Consider the following 19768-nt stretch of genomic DNA (forward strand, 5'->3'; position numbering starts at 1 on the left):
GTCCCGGTAATCAGCTGGGCTCGCCGCAGCCGCAGCCGCAGCCGCAGCGATAGCCGCAGCTACAGCCACAACCACCGGGCAAGACCCTCCCCACCCCCTGGACAAGCCCCCCCCAGATCCACCCCCAGCTACGGCACCCCTGACACTCCCGGTCCCGGCCCCCAGCAGCCCCCAGAGAAGCCACCAGAAAGTCACGAAGCAGATGAGCCGTTCCGCACACCCCGCCGGGCCCCGGCACGCCGACGTCCTTCCCGAGGGGCACTACTCCGCTCCGCCCGCCGACCTCAACACCCTCGACCCCAAGGTCTGGTCCCAGACGGTCAGCCGTGACGAGGACGGTGTCGCGACCGTCGGCGGTATCGACGTCAAGACCCTCGCCGAGGAGTACGGCACGCCCGCCTACGTCCTCGACGAGGCCGACTTCCGCGCCCGTGCCCGCGCCTGGCGGGCCGCCTTCGGGACCGACGCCGACGTGTTCTACGCCGGCAAGGCGTTCCTGTCGCGCGCCGTCGTGCGGTGGCTGCACGAAGAGGGGCTCAACCTCGACGTCTGCTCCGGCGGTGAACTCGCCACCGCCCTCTCCGCCGGCATGCCCGCCGACCGCATCGCCTTCCACGGCAACAACAAGTCCAAGGAAGAGATCCACCGCGCGATCACCGCGGGCGTGGGCCGTATCGTCCTCGACTCCTTCCAGGAGATCGTCCGCGTGGCCCACATCGCGCGGGAGCTGGGCAAGCGGCAGCGCGTGCAGATCCGTATCACCGTCGGCGTCGAGGCGCACACGCACGAGTTCATCGCCACCGCTCACGAGGACCAGAAGTTCGGCATTCCGCTGGCGGGCGGGCAGGCGGCCGAGGCCGTGCGGCGGGCGCTCCAGCTCGACTCGCTCGAACTCATCGGGATTCACTCCCACATCGGGTCGCAGATCTTCGACATGTCCGGGTTCGAGGTCGCCGCCCACAGGGTTGTCGGGCTGCTCAAGGACATCCGCGACGAGCACGGCGTCGAGCTGCCGGAGATCGACCTCGGGGGCGGGCTGGGTATCGCCTACACCTCCGATGACGACCCGCGCGAGCCGCACGAGATCGCCAAGGCGCTGACGGAGATCGTCAGCCGGGAGTGCGACGCCGCCAAGTTGCGGACCCCGCGGATCTCCGTCGAACCCGGGCGCGCCATCGTCGGGCCCACCGCCTTCACCCTCTACGAGGTCGGCACCATCAAGCCCCTCGACGGGCTGCGGACGTACGTCTCCGTCGACGGCGGCATGTCCGACAACATCAGGACCGCGTTGTACGACGCCGAGTACAGCGTCGCTCTCGTGTCCCGGACCAGCGACGCCGAGCCCATGCTCGCCCGTGTCGTCGGCAAGCACTGCGAGAGCGGGGACATCGTGGTCAAGGACGCGTTCCTGCCGGCCGACCTGGCACCGGGTGACCTCATCGCCGTACCGGCCACCGGCGCCTACTGCCGGTCCATGGCGAGCAACTACAACCACGTGCTGCGGCCCCCGGTCGTCGCCGTGGGCGACGGTGAGTCCCGGGTGATCGTCCGGCGGGAGACGGAGGACGATCTGCTGCGGCTCGACGTCGGGTGAGCGCGGCCCGGACAGCCTTGACCCCGGGAACGGAAGATCTCCGGTCTTCCACCCCCGTACAAATGAAATAGATGTCTCACGATCCGGACGAAGGGCAGAAACTCCCGTCCGGTGAGTGAGACTGGTCCAACCGTAGACGGTATGAGGAAACGAGGTCGGATGATGCGTACGCGTCCGCTGAAGGTGGCGCTGCTGGGCTGTGGGGTTGTCGGCTCAGAGGTGGCGCGCATCATGACGACGCACGCCGACGACCTCGCCGCCAGGATCGGGGCCCCCGTGGAGCTCGCGGGGGTCGCGGTGCGGCGGCCCTCCAGGGTGCGTGAGGGGATCGACCCGAGCCTGGTCACCACGGACGCCACCGCCCTCGTCAAACGCGGCGACATTGATGTCGTGGTCGAGGTCATCGGGGGGATCGAGCCCGCTCGTACCCTTATTACGACCGCTTTCGAGCATGGTGCGTCCGTCGTCTCCGCCAACAAGGCGCTTCTCGCCCAGGACGGGGCCGCACTGCACGCCGCGGCCGAGCAGCACGGCAGGGACCTCTACTACGAGGCCGCCGTCGCCGGTGCCATCCCGCTGATCCGGCCGTTGCGGGAGTCGCTGGCCGGCGACAAGGTCAACCGGGTGCTCGGGATCGTGAACGGGACCACGAACTTCATCCTCGACAAGATGGACTCGACCGGGGCTGGCTACCAGGAGGCCCTCGACGAGGCCACCGCCCTGGGGTACGCGGAGGCCGACCCCACCGCCGACGTCGAAGGCTTCGACGCCGCCGCCAAGGCCGCCATCCTCGCCGGCATCGCCTTCCACTCGCGTGTGCGCCTGGACGACGTCTACCGCGAGGGCATGACCGAGGTCACCGCCTCCGACTTCGCCTCCGCGAAGAACATGGGCTGCACCATCAAGCTGCTCGCCATCTGCGAGCGTGCCGGGGACGGCGGCTCGGTGACGGCCCGCGTGCACCCCGCCATGATTCCGCTGACCCATCCGCTGGCCTCCGTGCGGGGCGCGTACAACGCCGTCTTCGTGGAGTCGGACGCGTCCGGTCAGCTGATGTTCTACGGGCCCGGCGCCGGCGGTGCGCCCACGGCCTCCGCGGTCCTCGGCGACCTCGTCGCCGTCTGCCGCAACCGGCTCAGCGGGGCAACGGGGCCCGGCGAGTCGGCGTACGCCGCGCTGCCCGTGTCGGGAATGGGAGACGTCGTCACCCGCTACCACATCAGCCTCGATGTCGCCGACAAACCGGGTGTTCTCGCCCAGGTCGCGACCGTGTTCGCGGAGCACGGGGTTTCCATCGATACGGTTCGGCAGCAAGGTCGTCCAGAAGGGGACGGCGAGGCCTCTCTCGTCGTCGTCACCCACCGGGCCTCCGACGCCTCCCTCTCCGGGACCGTCGAGGCGCTGCGCAAGCTCGACACCGTGCGGGGTGTCGCCAGCATCATGCGGGTTGAAGGAGAGTAACCAGCAATGACCCACCAGTGGCGCGGAATCATCGAGGAGTACCGGGACCGGCTGCCCGTCTCCGACACTACGCCGGTCGTGACGCTCCGCGAGGGCGGTACGCCCCTCGTGCCCGCGCAGGTGCTCTCCGAGCGCACGGGCTGTGAGGTTCACCTCAAGGTCGAGGGCGCGAACCCCACCGGGTCCTTCAAGGACCGCGGAATGACCATGGCCATCACCAAGGCCAAGGAGGAGGGCGCGCAGGCCGTCATCTGCGCCTCCACCGGCAACACCTCGGCGAGTGCCGCCGCCTACGCGGTGCGCGCCGGCATGGTTTCGGCCGTTCTCGTCCCGCAGGGCAAGATCGCGCTCGGCAAGATGGGCCAGGCGCTCGTGCACGGCGCCAAGATCCTCCAGGTCGACGGCAACTTCGACGACTGCCTCACGCTCGCCCGCTCGCTCAGCGAGAACTACCCCGTGGCGCTGGTGAATTCGGTCAACCCCGTCCGTATCGAGGGGCAGAAGACGGCCGCCTTCGAGATCGTCGACATGCTCGGCGACGCACCCGACATCCACGTCCTCCCGGTCGGCAACGCGGGCAACATCACGGCCTATTGGAAGGGCTACAAGGAGTACGCCGGTGACGGCGTCGCCTCCAGGACCCCCCGGATGTGGGGGTTCCAGGCCTCCGGCTCCGCCCCCATCGTGCGCGGCGAGGTCGTCAAGGACCCCTCGACGATCGCCACCGCCATCCGCATCGGCAACCCCGCGTCCTGGCAGTTCGCGCTCGCCGCGCGGGACGAGTCCGGCGGGTTCATCGACGAGGTGACGGACCGTGAGATCCTGCGCGCCTACCGGCTGTTGGCCGCTCAGGAGGGCGTCTTCGTGGAGCCCGCGTCCGCCGCTTCCGTGGCCGGTCTGCTGAAGGCCGCCGAGCAGGGCAAGGTCGACCCGGGTCAGCGGATCGTGTGCACCGTGACCGGAAACGGTCTCAAGGACCCCGACTGGGCCGTCGCCGGCGCCCCGCAGCCGGTCACCGTCCCGGTCGACGCGGCCACCGCGGCCGAGCGGCTCGGCCTCGCCTAGGGAACTCCCCAGGAGGGGTGCACAGGGGGCTTACGACACGCATCGTGCGCCTCCTGTGCGCCCTATGTCGCCACAGAACCTTCCTTCGATAGGCTGTACCGAACCCGCCCGCTGCATATGCCCGAGCGTATGCCGGGGTGCCGCGCCGTCTCCGCGGCCCGCAGGGTCTTCGTACACCATCGAATGTTCATCGAAAGTCATTCGACAATCACGCAGCTCAAGGAGAGTCATCGAGCGATGGCCGGTCCAGCCTTCCGCGCCGCCGCCGTCAGGGTGCGCGTCCCCGCCACCAGCGCCAACCTCGGCCCGGGCTTCGACGCCCTCGGCCTGTCGCTGGGGCTCTACGACGACGTGGTCGTCCGGGTGGCCGACTCCGGGCTGCACATCGACATCGCGGGCGAGGGCAGCGAGACGCTGCCGCGTGACGAGAACCACCTCCTCGTACGCTCCCTGCGCACCGCCTTCGACCTGCTCGGCGGACAGCCGCGCGGCCTGGAGATCGTGTGCGCCAACCGCATCCCGCACGGCCGCGGCCTCGGCTCCTCCTCCGCCGCCATCTGCGCCGGCATCGTCGCCGCGCGAGCCGTGACCATAGGCGGCGAGTCCAGGCTCGACGACACCGCCCTGCTGGAGCTCGCGACCGAGATCGAGGGCCACCCCGACAACGTGGCGGCCTGTCTGCTCGGCGGCTTCACCCTCTCCTGGATGGAGGCGGGCGCCGCCCGCGCGATCAGGATGGACGCCGCCGATTCCATCGTTCCGGTGGTTTTCGTGCCCGGGAAGCCGGTCCTCACCGAGACCGCGCGCGGCCTGCTGCCGCGCACCGTGCCGCACGTCGACGCCGCCGCCAACGCGGGCCGTGCGGCCCTGCTCGTCGAGGCCCTGACCAGGCGCCCCGAGCTGCTGCTGCCCGCCACCGAGGACCGTCTCCACCAGGAGTACCGCGCGCCGGCCATGCCGGAGAGCGCCGCGCTGGTGGAGCGGCTGCGGGCCGACGGAGTCCCGGCAGTCATCTCCGGCGCAGGACCCACCGTGCTGGCGCTGGCCGACGCCGACAGCGCCGACAAGGTGTCCCATCTGGCGGGCGAGGGGTGGGCCGCCAACCGGCTCGACCTCGACGCCCAGGGCGCGAGCGTGCTGCCGCTCGCGGCCTCCAGTGACATGTGAAGCCGGCGGTTGCCGGATTTCGAGAGGGGGAATGTTTGTTGGATCCGGTAGTGTTAACCTCAAGTCTGCACCCGACCCCACCATGGCGAGGTGCTTGTTGTCCCCGTCCGGGACAGACATTCTTCCGGGAGCCTCCCAAGCCGCACTGTGTTCCGTACGACGTACGCGGGCAGTACCTCGTACGCGGGCGCTGAGCGACTTGCCGGGCACGCTCCGGAATCGGTGCTACCGAACCACGTGACACTGACACCCGGTGCCACGGCCCAGGTCTCGGCGAGCGCCATCCCAGATATTTCCTCCGCCTCCATGGGCGGACCACCGCCCCGGCACGGTCCACACAGCAAGGACCGAAGCCGGACAGCACAACCGGTCGCCGAGCCAGACAGGCCGACGTCCGCTCCAGGGAAGGACCCTTCGTGAGCGACACCACCGATCTGATGGGCGCACGTGTCGAGGAGACCGCTGCCGCGCCCGCCACGGACGCCTCCGCGCCTGCCACCGGTGCCGGCTCCCGGCGGCGCCGCGGTACCGGCCTCGAGGGCATGGTGCTGGCCGAGCTGCAGCAGGTCGCCTCCGGCCTCGGCATCAGGGGCACCGCGCGGATGCGCAAGAGCCAGCTGATCGAGGTCATCAAGGAGGCGCAGGCGGGAGGTGGCGCTGCCCCGGCCGCGAAGGCCGACGCCGCCACCGAGACCAAGCCGAAGCGCCGGGCCACCTCCAAGGCCCGTACCGGCGAGTCCGCCGAGAACGGCGACAGCACGGCGAAGAAGGCGGACGCCAAGGCCGAGGCCCCCGCCGAGCAGGCCGTGGCCCAGCAGCAGATCGAGATTCCCGGCCAGCCCGCCTCCGACGACGCCCCCGCCGAGCGCCGCCGTCGCCGCGCCACGGCCGAGGCCGGCGCTCCGACCGCGTCGGGCGCCGAGACGATCGTCGCCGAGGCGAAGAGCGAGCCGAAGGCCGAGACGCCCGCCCAGGGCCAGCCGCAGGGCGAGGCCAAGGGCGACGCCGGTGACGCCGACGGCCGGCAGGGCCGCCGCGACCGCCGGGACCGCGACCGCGGGCGTGACCGCGGCGACCGTGGTGACCGCGGCGACCGTCGCAAGGGCGACGAGCAGCAGGGCCAGGGCGGTCAGCGCCAGCAGCAGAACCAGCAGCAGGGCGGCGGCCGCCAGGACCGTCAGCAGCGCGACAACGGCCCCCAGGACGACGACGACTTCGAGGGCGGCCGCCGCGGCCGCCGCGGCCGTTACCGGGACCGCCGTGGCCGCCGTGGCCGTGACGAGATGGGCGGCGGCGCCGAGCCGCAGCTGTCCGAGGACGACGTCCTGATCCCGGTCGCGGGCATCCTGGACATCCTCGACAACTACGCCTTCATCCGTACGTCGGGCTACCTCCCGGGCCCCAACGACGTGTACGTCTCCCTCGCCCAGGTCCGCAAGAACGGCCTGCGCAAGGGCGACCACATCACCGGCGCGGTCCGCCAGCCCAAGGAAGGCGAGCGGCGCGAGAAGTTCAACGCGCTGGTCCGCCTGGACTCCGTCAACGGCATGGCGCCCGAACACGGCCGCGGCCGACCGGAGTTCAACAAGCTCACCCCGCTCTACCCGCAGGACCGCCTCCGCCTGGAGACGGACCCGGGCGTCCTCACCACGCGCATCATCGACCTGGTGTCGCCGATCGGTAAGGGCCAGCGCGGTCTGATCGTGGCCCCGCCGAAGACCGGCAAGACCATGATCATGCAGGCGATCGCCAACGCGATCACGCACAACAACCCCGAGTGCCACCTGATGGTCGTCCTCGTCGACGAGCGTCCGGAAGAGGTCACCGACATGCAGCGGTCGGTGAAGGGCGAGGTCATCTCCTCGACCTTCGACCGCCCGGCCGAGGACCACACCACGGTCGCCGAGCTCGCCATCGAGCGCGCCAAGCGCCTGGTGGAGCTGGGCCACGACGTGGTCGTGCTGCTCGACTCGATCACGCGTCTGGGCCGTGCGTACAACCTCGCCGCCCCGGCCTCCGGCCGCATCCTGTCCGGTGGTGTCGACTCGACCGCGCTCTACCCGCCGAAGCGCTTCTTCGGTGCGGCCCGCAACATCGAGGACGGCGGCTCGCTGACCATCCTCGCCACCGCCCTGGTGGACACCGGGTCCCGCATGGACGAGGTGATCTTCGAGGAGTTCAAGGGCACCGGCAACATGGAGCTCAAGCTCGACCGCAAGCTCGCCGACAAGCGCATCTTCCCGGCGGTGGACGTGGACGCGTCCGGCACCCGCAAGGAAGAGATCCTGCTCGGCAACGAGGAGCTGGCGGTCGTCTGGAAGCTCCGCCGCGTCCTGCACGCGCTGGACCAGCAGCAGGCGATCGAGCTGCTTCTCGACAAGATGAAGCAGACCAAGTCGAACGTCGAGTTCCTGATGCAGATCCAGAAGACGACGCCGACGCCGGGCAACGGCGACTGAGCACGAGCCTTCCGCAGGGCGGCCCCCGTCACACCAGTGACGGGGGCCGCCCTTTTGGCGCTGAGAGGGATGGGTGCCCCATGCACCCCTTCCGACTCATGCACCTCTGAGGGGACTCCCTTGTCCGAAACCTCGTCCACCGGCGGCCGGCACAGACGGCGGATACGCCTCGCGCTGCCCCTGACCGCCGCCGGAGCCGCCGCGGCCGTCGCAGCGGCGCTGCTGGGCACCTCGGCGACCGCCGCGACCGCCGTGCCGGCGCCGACGACCAAGCCCGCCACCGCCTCCGTCTCGACCGCCGCCCTCACCGAGCGCATCGCCGGCGCCCTCGCCACCGACGGCACCGCCGGGGAGACGACGACCGAGAAGTCGACGCTCAGCTCCAGCACCACCGGCTCCACCGTGAGCCCGAAGGTCGTCGGCGGCACCGACACCGCCATCACCACGGCACCCTGGATGGCGCAGCTCTGGTACTACGACGACAACGGCACCACCGACGACACCAGCGACGACCTCGGCTTCTTCTGCGGCGGCACCGTCGTCGCGCCGACGAAGATCCTCACCGCCGCGCACTGCGTCAAGGACGAGAACGGCAAGAGCTACAACTGGAAGGCGTACGGCGCCGTCCTGACCGGCACCAACCAGCTGCCGACCACCGACAGTTCCGGCAACACCGACCTGCACGGCGGCACCGTCTCGCTGCCCCTGCGGCAGTGGAACCACCCCTCGTACAGCCCGACGACCATCAACAACGACATCGCCGTGCTCACCCTCGCCGCGCCGGTCACGGCGACGCCGATCCGCATGACGACATCCGGCGACACCGCCTCGTACACCGGCGGCACCAGCGCCAAGATCTACGGCTGGGGGCGTACCAGCTCCACCAGCGACGACATCTCCGACACCCTGAAGTCGGCCACGCTGACCATCCACACCGACACCACCTGCTCCGGCGTGTACGGCTCCGAGTACGTCAAGGGCCACATGATCTGCGCCGGTACGCAGAGCGGCAGCGACACGGGCACCAAGGCCGCGTGCAACGGCGACTCCGGCGGGCCGCTCGTCGTGAACAACCGGATCGTGGGCGTGGTCTCCTGGGGCGTCGCGGACTGTGTCGCCAAGGGCTACTACAGCGTCTTCTCCAAGGTCAGCACCTACGTCGGCGCCGCCTACGCGAACGTCGACGACGCCAACCTCAGCTACACCGACGGCAAGGCCGACCTGTTCGTGCGCGCGTCCTCCGACAAGGAGGCGTACCAGAAGAACTCCACGGGCACCTCGTTCGGGGCGCGTCAGTCCGTGGGGTCGTACTCCGGTGTGAACCTCGTGCTGCAGACCGACCTCAACCGGGACGGCTACCAGGACCTGGTGGCCCGGGAGAGCTCCACCGGGAACGTCTACTGGCTGCACTACGTGCCGGCGAGCGGCTCCTGGTCCAAGACGAAGATCTTCAGCGGCTGGACGACCCGGACCCGGATCGTCACCCCGGGCGACCTCACCGGCGACTACAAGCCCGACCTGGTCTCCGTGGACTCCGCGGGCAAGGCGTGGCTCTACCCGGGCAACGGCAACGGGACCTTCGCGGCGCGCAAGCAGATCGGTACCGGCACCGGCTGGAACCAGTACAACACCCTGCGCGGCAAGGGCGACTTCAACGGTGACGGCAAGGCCGACCTGATCGCCCGCAACAAGAGCACCGGCGCGGTCTACCTGTACAAGGGCACCGGCAGCGCCTCCAGCCCGTTCTCCGCCCGGGTCAAGGTCCGCACCTGGAGCAACACGACGTACAACGCCTTCGACGCGATCGGAGACGTCGACGGCGACGGCAAGGCCGACTTCCTGGCCCGTACGCCCGGCGGCACGCTCTATCTGTACAAGGGCACCGGTAAAGCCACCAGCGAGATCTTTGCCACAAGGATCTCGGTCGGTACCGGTTTCCAGCAGTACGACATCTTCGGCTGAAAACGCAGGTGAGCGGGGTTCGTCCCGTTTACGTCATCACGCTCTGTGTCCAGTCCTCCACGGTTTGGGCACAGAGCGTTGTGCAACCCTTTCCCGAGTTTCCCCGTCTGACCGGACGGAGTGACGATGGTGCGGTGTCATTCGCATCGATTCAGGCCTGTCCCTGAAAGCAGGGGGTAACCGACCGGACGAGATTCGAGGAGCACATGTCCGCCGAGAGCACGCCGGAGCCCGGCATACCGGGCGACGCCGGCACCAACGGCCCGCGTCACCGCGCCAAGGGCCGCCGCAAGCCGCGCAGCGAGCACCGCAAGGCCCTGATGCTGATGGCCTGGACCGCCGCGGGCATCCTCGTGCTGGGCGGCACCGGTGCCGGGTATCTGTACTTCAAGCTCAACGGCAACATCAAGAGCGTCGACATCAACGGCGCCCTCGGCACGGACCGGCCCACCAAGGTCGACAACGGCTCCGAGAACATCCTGGTCCTCGGCTCGGACTCGCGCTCCGGCAGCAACAAGAAGCTGGGCGGCGGCACGGACGACGGCAGCGCCCGCTCCGACACCGCGATGATCGTGCACGTCTACAAGGGCCACAAGAAGGCAAGCGTCGTCTCCATCCCGCGGGACACCCTCGTCGACCGGCCCGAGTGCACCGACGACAAGGGCGTCACCCACGACGCCGCGTCCGGGGTGATGTTCAACACCGCGTACACGACGGGCGGTGCCACCTGTGCCGTGAAGACGGTCGAGTCCGTCACCGGGCTGCGCATGGACCACTACCTGGAAGTCGACTTCAGCGGCTTCGAGAAGCTCGTCGACGAGCTCGGCGGGGTCAAGGTCACCACGACCAAGGACATCACCGACAAGCAGAGCCACCTCAGCCTCAAGGCCGGCACGCACACCCTGAACGGCAAGCAGGCGCTCGGCCTGGTCCGTACCCGGCACGGCGTCGGCGACGGCTCCGACCTCGGCCGCATCCAGCTCCAGCAGGCCTTCATCAAGGCCCTCGTCGACCAGGTCAAGCACGTCGGCCTGTTCACCAGCCCGAAGAAGCTGTACGACCTCGCCGACACCGCCACCAGCGCCGTCACCACCGACTCCGACCTGGGCTCGGTCAACTCCCTGATGTCCTTCGCCAACGGCCTGAAGTCCATCAGCTCCTCGAAGATGCAGATGATCACCATGCCGGTCGAGTACGACCCGGCGAACCCGAACCGCGTGATCATCGAGAAGGCGAAGGCCCAGCAGGTCTGGACGGCCCTGAAGAACGACCTGGCCATCCCGAAGACGGCCACCAAGGGCACGGCGACGGGCGAGGCCAAGGGCGTCGTGGAATAGATCGCGCCGACCCCCGGTTTTGGGGGATGGCCCCAGTCCTGGCAGACTGGTACGTCGGCTCCGGTTCACGTCCCCGCATCCCGCGGCGGCGACCCGGCGCCCTCCCGAAACTAGGAGACACCTTGAAGCGCGACATCCACCCCGAGTACGTCGAGACGCAGGTCAGCTGCACCTGTGGCGCGTCGTTCACCACCCGTAGCACGATCTCCAGCGGCACCATCCGTGCCGAGGTCTGCTCCGAGTGCCACCCGTTCTACACGGGCAAGCAGAAGATCCTCGACACCGGTGGCCGTGTGGCCCGCTTCGAGGCCCGCTTCGGCAAGGCTGCCGCCGGCTCCAAGAAGTAGCTGGCCCCAATTCGCCGGTCCACGGCCGCGCCCTTCCACAGGCGCGCCTGGACCGGCGTTTTTGGTCGTCCGCCTTCCCTCTCTTTTCGCATTTCAGGAGCCCAAGATGTTCGAGGCCGTCGAGGAACTCGTCGGTGAGCACGCCGACCTGGAGAAGAAGCTCGCCGACCCGTCGGTCCACGCCGACCAGGCCAACGCGCGCAAGCTGAACAAGCGCTACGCCGAGCTCACCCCGATCGTCGCCACGTACCGCTCCTGGAAGCAGACCGGCGACGACATCGAGACCGCACGCGAATTCGCCGCCGACGACCCCGACTTCGCGGCCGAGGTCAAGGAGCTGGAGAAGTCGCGCGAGGAGCTGACCGAGAAGCTGCGGCTGCTGCTGGTGCCCCGGGACCCGAGTGACGACAAGGACGTCATTCTGGAGATCAAGGCCGGCGCCGGCGGCGACGAGTCCGCGCTGTTCGCCGGTGACCTGCTGCGCATGTACCTGCGGTACGCCGAGCGCGTCGGCTGGAAGACCGAGATCATCGACGCCACCGAGTCCGAGCTGGGCGGCTACAAGGACGTCCAGGTCGCCGTGAAGACCAAGGGCGGCCAGGGCGCCACCGAGCCCGGGCAGGGCGTGTGGGCGCGGCTGAAGTACGAGGGCGGCGTGCACCGCGTGCAGCGCGTGCCGGCCACCGAGTCCCAGGGCCGCATCCACACCTCCGCGGCCGGTGTGCTCGTCACGCCCGAGGCCGAGGAGGTCGACGTCGAGATCAACCCGAACGACCTCCGCATCGACGTGTACCGGTCGTCCGGCCCGGGTGGCCAGTCCGTCAACACCACCGACTCCGCCGTGCGCATCACGCACATCCCCACCGGAGTCGTCGCCTCCTGCCAGAACGAGAAGAGCCAGCTGCAGAACAAGGAGCAGGCCTTGCGTATCCTGCGCTCCAGGCTGCTCGCCGCGGCGCAGGAGGAGGCGGAGAAGGAGGCCGCCGACGCCCGCCGCAGCCAGGTCCGCACCGTCGACCGCTCCGAGAAGATCCGCACGTACAACTTCCCGGAGAATCGCATCTCGGACCACCGCGTCGGCTTCAAGGCGTACAACCTGGACCAGGTCCTGGACGGCGACCTCGACGCGGTGATCCAGGCCTGCGTCGACGCGGACTCGGCGGCGAAGCTGGCAGCCGCCTAAAGGCACGTACGCACGACCCAGTACGACACGGAGGAATGCGTGAACCTGCTGCTCGCAGAGGTGGCACAGGCCACCCAGCGGCTGGCCGACGCCGGCGTGCCCTCGCCGCGCAACGACGCGGAGGAGCTCGCCGCGTTCGTGCACGGCGTGAAGCGGGGCGCGCTGCACTCCGTGAAGGACTCGGACTTCGACGCCCGGTACTGGGAGGTCATCGCCCGGCGCGAGCAGCGCGAGCCGTTGCAGCACATCACCGGGCGGGCGTACTTCCGGTACCTCGAACTCCAGGTGGGGCCGGGCGTGTTCGTGCCGCGGCCGGAGACCGAGTCCGTGGTCGGCTGGGCCATAGACGCGGTACGCGCCATGGACGTCGTCGAGCCCCGCATCGTCGACCTGTGCACCGGCTCCGGCGCCATCGCGCTCGCCCTAGCCCAGGAGGTGCCCCGCTCCCGCGTGCACGCCGTGGAGCTGTCCGAGGAAGCGCTTCAGTGGACGCGCAAGAACGTCGAGGGGTCGCGGGTCGACCTGCGGCAGGGCAACGCCCTCGACGCCTTCCCCGACCTCGACGGTCATGTCGACCTCGTCATCTCCAACCCGCCCTACATCCCGCTCACGGAATGGGAGTACGTCGCTCCCGAGGCGCGGGACTACGACCCCGAACTCGCCCTGTTCTCAGGGGAGGACGGCCTCGATCTCATCCGCGGTCTGGAACGGACCGCACACCGGCTCCTGCGCCCCGGCGGCGTCGTCGTCATCGAGCACGCCGACACCCAGGGCGGCCAGGTGCCGTGGATCTTCACGGAGGAACGGGGCTGGGCCGACGCGGCCGACCACCCGGACCTCAACAACCGCCCCCGGTTCGCCACGGCCCGCAAGGCACTGCCGTGAGCAGCCCCACCGCTCCCTTCCAGATGTACGTGTACGAGGAGGCCCGCTAGATATGGCACGGCGATACGACACCAACGACGCGACGGACCGTACGACGGGTCTGCGCGAAGCCGCGTCCGCCGTCCGCCGTGGCGAGCTCGTGGTCCTCCCGACCGACACGGTGTACGGCATCGGCGCGGACGCGTTCTCCTCGGAGGCAGTGGCGGACCTGCTGGACGCCAAGGGCCGGGGCCGCAACATGCCCACCCCTGTGCTGATCGGCTCCCCGAACACCCTCCACGGTCTCGTCACCGACTTCTCCGAGCTGGCCTGGGAACTGGTCGACGCCTTCTGGCCGGGCGCCCTCACGCTGGTCGCCAAGCACCAGCCGTCCCTCCAGTGGGACCTGGGCGACACCCGGGGCACGGTGGCCGTGCGCATGCCGCTGCACCCGGTGGCGATCGAGCTGCTGACGGAGGTCGGCCCCATGGCTGTCTCCTCGGCGAACCTGACCGGCCACCCGGCGCCGGAGGACTGTGACGCCGCGCAGGAGATGCTCGGCGACTCCGTCTCCGTCTACCTCGACGGCGGCCCGACCCCGGGCAACGTCCCGTCGTCGATCGTCGACGTCACGGGCCCCGTACCCGTGCTGCTGCGCGAGGGTGCGCTCTCGCCCGACGAGCTGCGGAAGGTCGTACCAGACCTCGAGGTGGCCAATTGACAGCCCCTGACGCGGGGCGTGGCATAGGCAACGGGGAAAGCGCGGCGGAGATCACGACGACGTTCGTGGGGCTTCCGCGCGACTGCTTCCGCATCCTCCACGTCAGCACCGGCAACGTGTGCCGCTCGCCCATCACCGAGCGGCTGACCCGGCATTACGTGAGCCAGCGGCTCGGTGTGCTGGGCCGTGCGCTGATCGTGGAGAGCGCGGGCACCTGGGGTCACGAGGGCGCGCCCATGGAGGCCAACGCGGAGACCGTGCTGGCCGACTTCGGCGCGGACGCCTCCGGCTTCATGGGCCGTGAGCTGCTCGACGAGCACGTGATCATGGCCGACCTGGTCCTGACGGCCACCCGCGACCACCGCCAGCAGGTCATCTCGATGGGCCACTCGGCGGGCCTGCGCACCTTCACCCTGAAGGAGTTCACCCGCCTGGTCCGCGCCATCGACCCGGCGACCCTGCCCCCGCTGGAGGAGGGCGTGGTCGCCCGTGCCCGCGCCCTGGTCCGTGCGGCCGCGGCTCTACGCGGGTGGCTGCTGGCCCCCACCCTGGAGGCGGACGAGGTCTACGACCCGTACGGCGCCCCCCTGACCTTCTTCCGGTCCATCGGCGACGAGATACACCAGGCGCTGGATCCGGTGGTCACAGCACTCACGGGCGTACCAGCCAGGACGTGACGACCGAGCACCCCACGGGTCCCGGGCCTACATTGGTCGTACGTCAACGTCGACGCCCCGGAGTTCACCATGTCGGTCACCCATGCCCCAGAGACCGCCGACGTCCTGCGGCGGCAGGACCCCGAGCTGGCCGAGATCCTGCTCGGGGAGCTCGACCGGCAGTCGACGACGCTGCAGCTGATCGCCGCCGAGAACTTCTCCTCGCCCGCTGTGCTGGCCGCGCTCGGGTCGCCGCTCGCCAACAAGTACGCCGAGGGGTATCCGGGCGCCCGGCACCACGGCGGCTGCGAGATGGTCGACGTCGCCGAGCGGCTCGCCGTGGACCGGGCGAAGGCCCTGTTCGGCGCCGAGCACGCCAATGTGCAGTCCCACTCCGGGTCGAGCGCCGTACTGGCCGCCTACGCGGCGCTGCTGCGCCCCGGCGACACCGTCCTCGCCCTCGGCCTCCCGTACGGCGGCCACCTCACGCACGGCTCGCCCGCGAACTTCTCCGGCCGCTGGTTCGACTTCATCGGCTACGGCGTCGACGCCGAGACCGGGCTCATCGACTACGACCAGGTGCGCACGCTGGCCCACACCCACCGGCCCAAGGCGATCGTGTGCGGCTCCATCGCCTACCCCCGGCACATCGACTACGCCCTCTTCCGCGAGGTCGCCGACGAGGTGGGCGCCTATCTGATCGCCGACGCGGCCCACCCCATCGGGCTGGTCGCCGGGGGAGCGGCGCCCAACCCGGTGCCGTATGCCGACATCGTCTGCGCGACCACGCACAAGGTGCTGCGCGGGCCGCGCGGCGGGATGATCCTGTGCGGGAGCGAGCTGGCCGAGCGGGTCGACCGGGCCGTCTTCCCCTTCACGCAGGGCGGCGCCCAGATGCACACCATCGCCGCGAAGGCGGTCGCGTTCGGGGAGGCGGCAACAGCGGCGTTCACCGCTTACGCCCATCAGGTGGTCGCCAATGCGAGGGTTCTCGCGGCCGGGCTCGCCGCGGAGGGGCTGGTCGTCACCACCGGCGGCACGGACACCCATCTGATCACCGCCGACCCGGCGCCCCTCGGCGTCGACGGCCGCACCGCGCGCGGCCGGCTCGCGGCGGCCGGACTGGTCCTGGACTGCTGCGCCCTGCCGCACGGGGACGCCCGCGGCCTCCGGCTCGGCACGGCCGCGGTGACCACGCAGGGCATGGGGGAGGAGGAGATGGCGTACATCGCCGCCCTGTTCGCCGGTGTGCTGCGGGGGGAGACCGAGAGCCAGAAGGCGCGTGACGAGGCGCGTGGGCTGGCCGGTAGATTTCCGCCGTATCCCGGCTGAGCGGGGGTAGGCGCACCTGCGGACAACCTGCGAATCAACTGTGTGCAACCTGGGCACACAGGCAGGCGTGCAACCATCGTCGCTACCCGGAAGTCCCCACTGGTATGCGTCCGTCGCTAGGGTGTGGGGCTGAGATGGCCAGCGAGACCTGTGGGGAAGCCTGTGCGTGAATACCTGCTGACGCTCTGCATCACGGCCGCGGTGACGTATCTGCTGACAGGGCCGGTACGGAAGTTCGCGATCGTGGCCGGAGCCATGCCGGAGATCAGGGCCCGTGACGTGCACCGGGAACCCACTCCGCGTCTCGGCGGTATCGCGATGTTCTTCGGGCTGTGCGCGGGCCTGCTGGTCGCGGACCATCTGACCAACCTCAGCGAGGTCTTCGACAAGTCCAACGAACCGCGGGCGCTGCTGTCCGGAGCGGCGCTGATCTGGCTGATCGGCGTCCTGGACGACAAGTTCGAGATCGACGCCCTGATCAAGCTGGGCGGCCAGATGATCGCCGCGGGCGTCATGGTCATGCAGGGTCTGACGATCCTGTGGCTGCCCATCCCGAGCGTCGGCACGGTCGCGCTGACCCAGTGGCAGGGCACCCTGCTGACGGTGGCGCTGGTCGTCATCACCATCAACGCGGTCAACTTCGTCGACGGCCTGGACGGCCTCGCCTCCGGCATGGTGTGCATCGCCGCCGCGGCGTTCTTCATGTACTCCTACCGGATCTGGTACTCGTACGGCATCGAGGCGGCCGCCCCGGCCACCCTGTTCGCGGCGATCCTGATGGGCATGTGCCTGGGCTTCCTGCCGCACAACATGCATCCGGCGCGGATCTTCATGGGTGACTCCGGGTCGATGCTGATCGGCCTGGTGCTGGCCGCCGGCGCGATCTCGATCACGGGCCAGGTCGACCCGGACGTGATGAAGCTGTTCGCCGGGTCCGAGCGCAACACCGTCCACCAGATGGTGCCGGTCTACATCCCGCTGCTGATGCCGCTGACGATCATCGCGATCCCGGCCGCCGACCTGGTCCTCGCGATCGTGCGGCGCACCTGGCGCGGCCAGTCGCCGTTCGCCGCGGACCGCGGGCATCTGCACCACCGGCTCCTGGAGATCGGCCACTCGCACAGCCGGGCCGTGCTGATCATGTACTTCTGGTCGGCGCTGATCGCGTTCGGGGCGCTCGCCTACTCCGTGAACTCCGCGTCCATGTGGATCGTGCTCGGTGTGGTGATCCTCAGCGCGATCGGGCTGGGGCTGCTTCTGCTGCCGCGGTTCACGCCGCGCGCCCCGCGTTGGGCCGAGGCCTTCGTGCCGCCGCGCTACCGGCGGCGCCGGGCCGCGGTCGCCGAGGCCGCCGCTATCGCCGTACCGGAGACGGCTGTTGGGACTCAGGAGGAGCCGGAGCACCGCACTCCGGTCGCGGCCGGGGTGGCGGGTGTCAACGGAGCGACCGCCATCGGCGCCCGTTCGCGCTTCCTGGACAGGCGAAAGGCCGGAACGTCGCGCTGACGTCGGCAAGGTAAGAATCTGACTAGAGCATTGCCAAGTCGTGGGGGAGCAAAGCCCCCCAATACCAGACAAGTTGGCCCTGTTTTTGCACAGACGCGCACTGTCACTCTCATGTGTGACAGCGAGCACACCTACTTGGTAAAGACCGCATCAAATAGTTTGTGATACGGTTCACGAGAACCCGGGATAGAGCCGAAGGACCGTAGTGCGACGGTCCATTGGCCGTGAGTTCCCCTCTCAGCCCGGGACTACGCTCGTCCATGACGACACCCTGCCCCCTGTGAAAGCGGAGTTGCCGCCATGCCGTCCAATGACGCCCGGAACCTTCTGCCGATCGCTGTGCCCACAGCGGCTGCCGGCGTGATCGCCGTTGCGGTCAGTGGTGCGGTCGCGGGCGGCAAGGGGGCCATCGGGGCGGCCGTCGGCGTGGTGCTGTCGATGCTCTTCATGGGCATCGGCCTCTACGTCCTCCAGTGGACGGCAAAAACGCTCCCGCAGCTGTTCCAGGCGATGGGCCTGATGCTCTACGTCGCCCAACTCCTGCTGCTCATGATCTTCGTGGCCCTCTTCAAGGACACCTCTCTCTTCAACGCCAGGGCGTTCGCGATCTCGCTCGTCGTCGCGACCGTCGTGTGGATGGCCACTCAGGCTCGTGCGCACATGAAGTCCAAGATCTTCTACGTCGATCCGGACTCCGAGAAGAGCGAGAAGCCCGAGAAGACAGGGCACTCGTCGTGAGAGGTAGGGCCGGGATAAGGGCCGGTGGGATCTCCTGCTATCGTCCGGTGCCAACTGCGGCATCGCGGGCGCGGGCATCCGAGCTGACGCCTTCTCGATCGCGAGGCTCGAAGCCCCCCGGCCGCCCCCACATCCGTAACACCAGTCCGGTGCCGACCCGCGGCTGCGCGCCGCGCCGACACAACGAGGTTGCCGAACCCATGCGTCACGCCGAAGGAGCCCGCGGTGAGTGCTGACCCGACCCAGCTCGCCTTTGAGTGGGATTGCCGCATCCTGTCCGACAACGGCTGTGGCTTCCCGGCTCCGGGCCTGCACTCGTTCCTCTTCAAGCCGATCTTCACGGTCGGCGGGTTCGAGTTCAACAAGGTGATGCTGCTCGCGCTCATCACCACCCTGCTCGTCGTCACCTTCTTCTCGGCGGCGTTCGGCAAGGCCAAGGTCGTGCCGGGCAAGCTCCAGATGGTCGGCGAGGCCGGCTACGACTTCGTCCGCCGCGGCATCGTCTACGAGACGCTGGGCAAGCGCGAGGGCGAGAAGTACGTCCCGCTCATGGTCTCGCTGTTCTTCTTCATCTGGATCATGAACGTCTGGTCCGTGATCCCGCTGGCCCAGTTCCCGGTCTCGTCGATCATCGCCTTCCCGGCGGTGCTCGCCGCGGTCGTCTACATCACGTGGCTGTCGCTGACCTTCAAGAAGCACGGCTTCGTCGGCGGGTTCAAGAACCTGACCGGTTACGACAAGTCGCTCGGCGCGGTGCTTCCGCTCGTCGTCGTCATCGAGTTCTTCTCGAACGTCCTCGTGCGGCCCTTCACCCACGCGGTCCGGCTCTTCGCCAACATGTTCGCCGGCCACCTGCTGCTCGCGATGTTCACCGTCGCCAGCTGGTACCTGCTGAACAGCTACATGATCCCGGCGGCGGGCGTCTCGTTCGTCATGACCGTGATCATGGTCCTCTTCGAGCTCTTCGTGCAGGCCGTCCAGGCGTACGTGTTCGTCCTCCTGGCCTGCTCCTACGTCCAGGGCGCTCTCGCCGAGCACCACTGAGCGCACCCGCCCGCAAACCCCCAACTCGTCCGGTGGCCAACCCCCACCGGTCCGTAAAAGAGAAGGAAGAAACGGCATGTCCGCTGCCATCGACCTCGCCGCCGGCGTCTCCGGTTCCCTCGGCTCCATCGGCTACGGCCTCGCGGCCATCGGCCCCGGCATCGGTATCGGCATCATCTTCGGTAACGGCACCCAGGCCCTCGCCCGTCAGCCCGAGGCGGCCGGTCTGATCCGCGCCAACCAGATCCTGGGCTTCGCCTTCTGTGAGGCGCTCGCCCTCATCGGCATCGTTATGCCGTTCGTGTTCGGTCAGTAAGACCTACTTACCGACA

Annotated in this window: 17 protein-coding genes; all 17 read left to right on the forward strand. The window is 69.3% G+C overall.

Features of this window, described 5'->3' with window-relative positions:
- The first annotated feature begins 202 nt into the window (after positions 1 to 202).
- The 17 genes from lysA (at position 203) to atpE (ending at position 19752) form a co-directional block, all read left to right on the forward strand.
- Positions 203 to 1594 carry a diaminopimelate decarboxylase gene (gene lysA, locus MQP27_RS18520; RefSeq protein ID WP_242766295.1) on the forward strand — a complete coding sequence of 464 codons (1392 nt, stop codon included), beginning with the start codon at positions 203 to 205 and terminating at the stop codon, positions 1592 to 1594.
- Between the two features lie 162 nt (positions 1595 to 1756).
- Positions 1757 to 3055, forward strand: coding sequence for a homoserine dehydrogenase (locus tag MQP27_RS18525; RefSeq protein WP_242766544.1), 1299 nt, complete (start codon positions 1757 to 1759; stop codon positions 3053 to 3055).
- Positions 3056 to 3061: 6 nt separating this feature from the next.
- Positions 3062 to 4120, forward strand: a complete 1059-nt coding sequence (gene thrC, locus MQP27_RS18530; RefSeq protein WP_242766296.1) for a threonine synthase — start codon at positions 3062 to 3064, stop codon at positions 4118 to 4120.
- Positions 4121 to 4357: 237 nt separating this feature from the next.
- The gene (gene thrB, locus MQP27_RS18535; protein ID WP_242766297.1) at positions 4358 to 5287 is read left to right on the forward strand and encodes a homoserine kinase; all 930 of its coding nucleotides are present in this window, start codon (positions 4358 to 4360) and stop codon (positions 5285 to 5287) included.
- A gap of 416 nt (positions 5288 to 5703) precedes the next feature.
- Positions 5704 to 7746: a transcription termination factor Rho gene (rho, locus tag MQP27_RS18540; protein WP_242766298.1), complete on the forward strand. Its 2043-nt coding sequence runs from the start codon at positions 5704 to 5706 to the stop codon at positions 7744 to 7746.
- A 69-nt stretch (positions 7747 to 7815) separates the two neighbouring features.
- On the forward strand, positions 7816 to 9708 hold the full coding sequence (locus MQP27_RS18545; RefSeq protein ID WP_372511228.1) for a trypsin-like serine protease: 1893 nt from the start codon (positions 7816 to 7818) through the stop codon (positions 9706 to 9708).
- A 206-nt stretch (positions 9709 to 9914) separates the two neighbouring features.
- Positions 9915 to 11045, forward strand: a complete 1131-nt coding sequence (locus MQP27_RS18550; RefSeq protein WP_242766299.1) for an LCP family protein — start codon at positions 9915 to 9917, stop codon at positions 11043 to 11045.
- Positions 11046 to 11167: 122 nt separating this feature from the next.
- On the forward strand, positions 11168 to 11392 hold the full coding sequence (gene rpmE / locus MQP27_RS18555; protein WP_019753312.1) for a 50S ribosomal protein L31: 225 nt from the start codon (positions 11168 to 11170) through the stop codon (positions 11390 to 11392).
- 106 nt (positions 11393 to 11498) lie between these two features.
- Positions 11499 to 12575, forward strand: a complete 1077-nt coding sequence (prfA, locus tag MQP27_RS18560) for a peptide chain release factor 1 (RefSeq protein WP_242766300.1) — start codon at positions 11499 to 11501, stop codon at positions 12573 to 12575.
- A 39-nt stretch (positions 12576 to 12614) separates the two neighbouring features.
- On the forward strand, positions 12615 to 13460 hold the full coding sequence (gene prmC / locus MQP27_RS18565; RefSeq protein ID WP_242766301.1) for a peptide chain release factor N(5)-glutamine methyltransferase: 846 nt from the start codon (positions 12615 to 12617) through the stop codon (positions 13458 to 13460).
- A gap of 52 nt (positions 13461 to 13512) precedes the next feature.
- Positions 13513 to 14160 (forward strand): L-threonylcarbamoyladenylate synthase, encoded by a 648-nt coding sequence (locus MQP27_RS18570; RefSeq protein WP_242766302.1) that lies wholly within the window; start codon positions 13513 to 13515, stop codon positions 14158 to 14160.
- A complete protein-coding gene (locus MQP27_RS18575; RefSeq protein WP_242766303.1) occupies positions 14157 to 14837 on the forward strand; it encodes an arsenate reductase/protein-tyrosine-phosphatase family protein in 681 nt (226 codons plus the stop codon). Before MQP27_RS18570 ends, MQP27_RS18575 begins: the two co-directional genes overlap by 4 nt.
- A gap of 69 nt (positions 14838 to 14906) precedes the next feature.
- Positions 14907 to 16148: a serine hydroxymethyltransferase gene (glyA, locus tag MQP27_RS18580; RefSeq protein WP_242766304.1), complete on the forward strand. Its 1242-nt coding sequence runs from the start codon at positions 14907 to 14909 to the stop codon at positions 16146 to 16148.
- Positions 16149 to 16310: 162 nt separating this feature from the next.
- Complete coding sequence (locus MQP27_RS18585) at positions 16311 to 17654, forward strand: MraY family glycosyltransferase (protein WP_242766305.1); 1344 nt, start codon at positions 16311 to 16313, stop codon at positions 17652 to 17654.
- Positions 17655 to 17954: 300 nt separating this feature from the next.
- The gene (locus tag MQP27_RS18590) at positions 17955 to 18392 is read left to right on the forward strand and encodes a Cg1360 family ATP-synthase-associated protein (protein ID WP_242766306.1); all 438 of its coding nucleotides are present in this window, start codon (positions 17955 to 17957) and stop codon (positions 18390 to 18392) included.
- A 225-nt stretch (positions 18393 to 18617) separates the two neighbouring features.
- On the forward strand, positions 18618 to 19436 hold the full coding sequence (gene atpB / locus MQP27_RS18595; protein WP_504979079.1) for a F0F1 ATP synthase subunit A: 819 nt from the start codon (positions 18618 to 18620) through the stop codon (positions 19434 to 19436).
- Between the two features lie 76 nt (positions 19437 to 19512).
- A complete protein-coding gene (gene atpE, locus MQP27_RS18600) occupies positions 19513 to 19752 on the forward strand; it encodes an ATP synthase F0 subunit C (RefSeq protein ID WP_046591560.1) in 240 nt (79 codons plus the stop codon).
- Positions 19753 to 19768 lie beyond the last annotated feature (16 nt).

Origin of the sequence: Streptomyces cylindrosporus, assembly GCF_022698165.1 — a bacterium.
In the GTDB taxonomy this organism is placed as follows: domain Bacteria; phylum Actinomycetota; class Actinomycetes; order Streptomycetales; family Streptomycetaceae; genus Streptomyces; species Streptomyces cylindrosporus.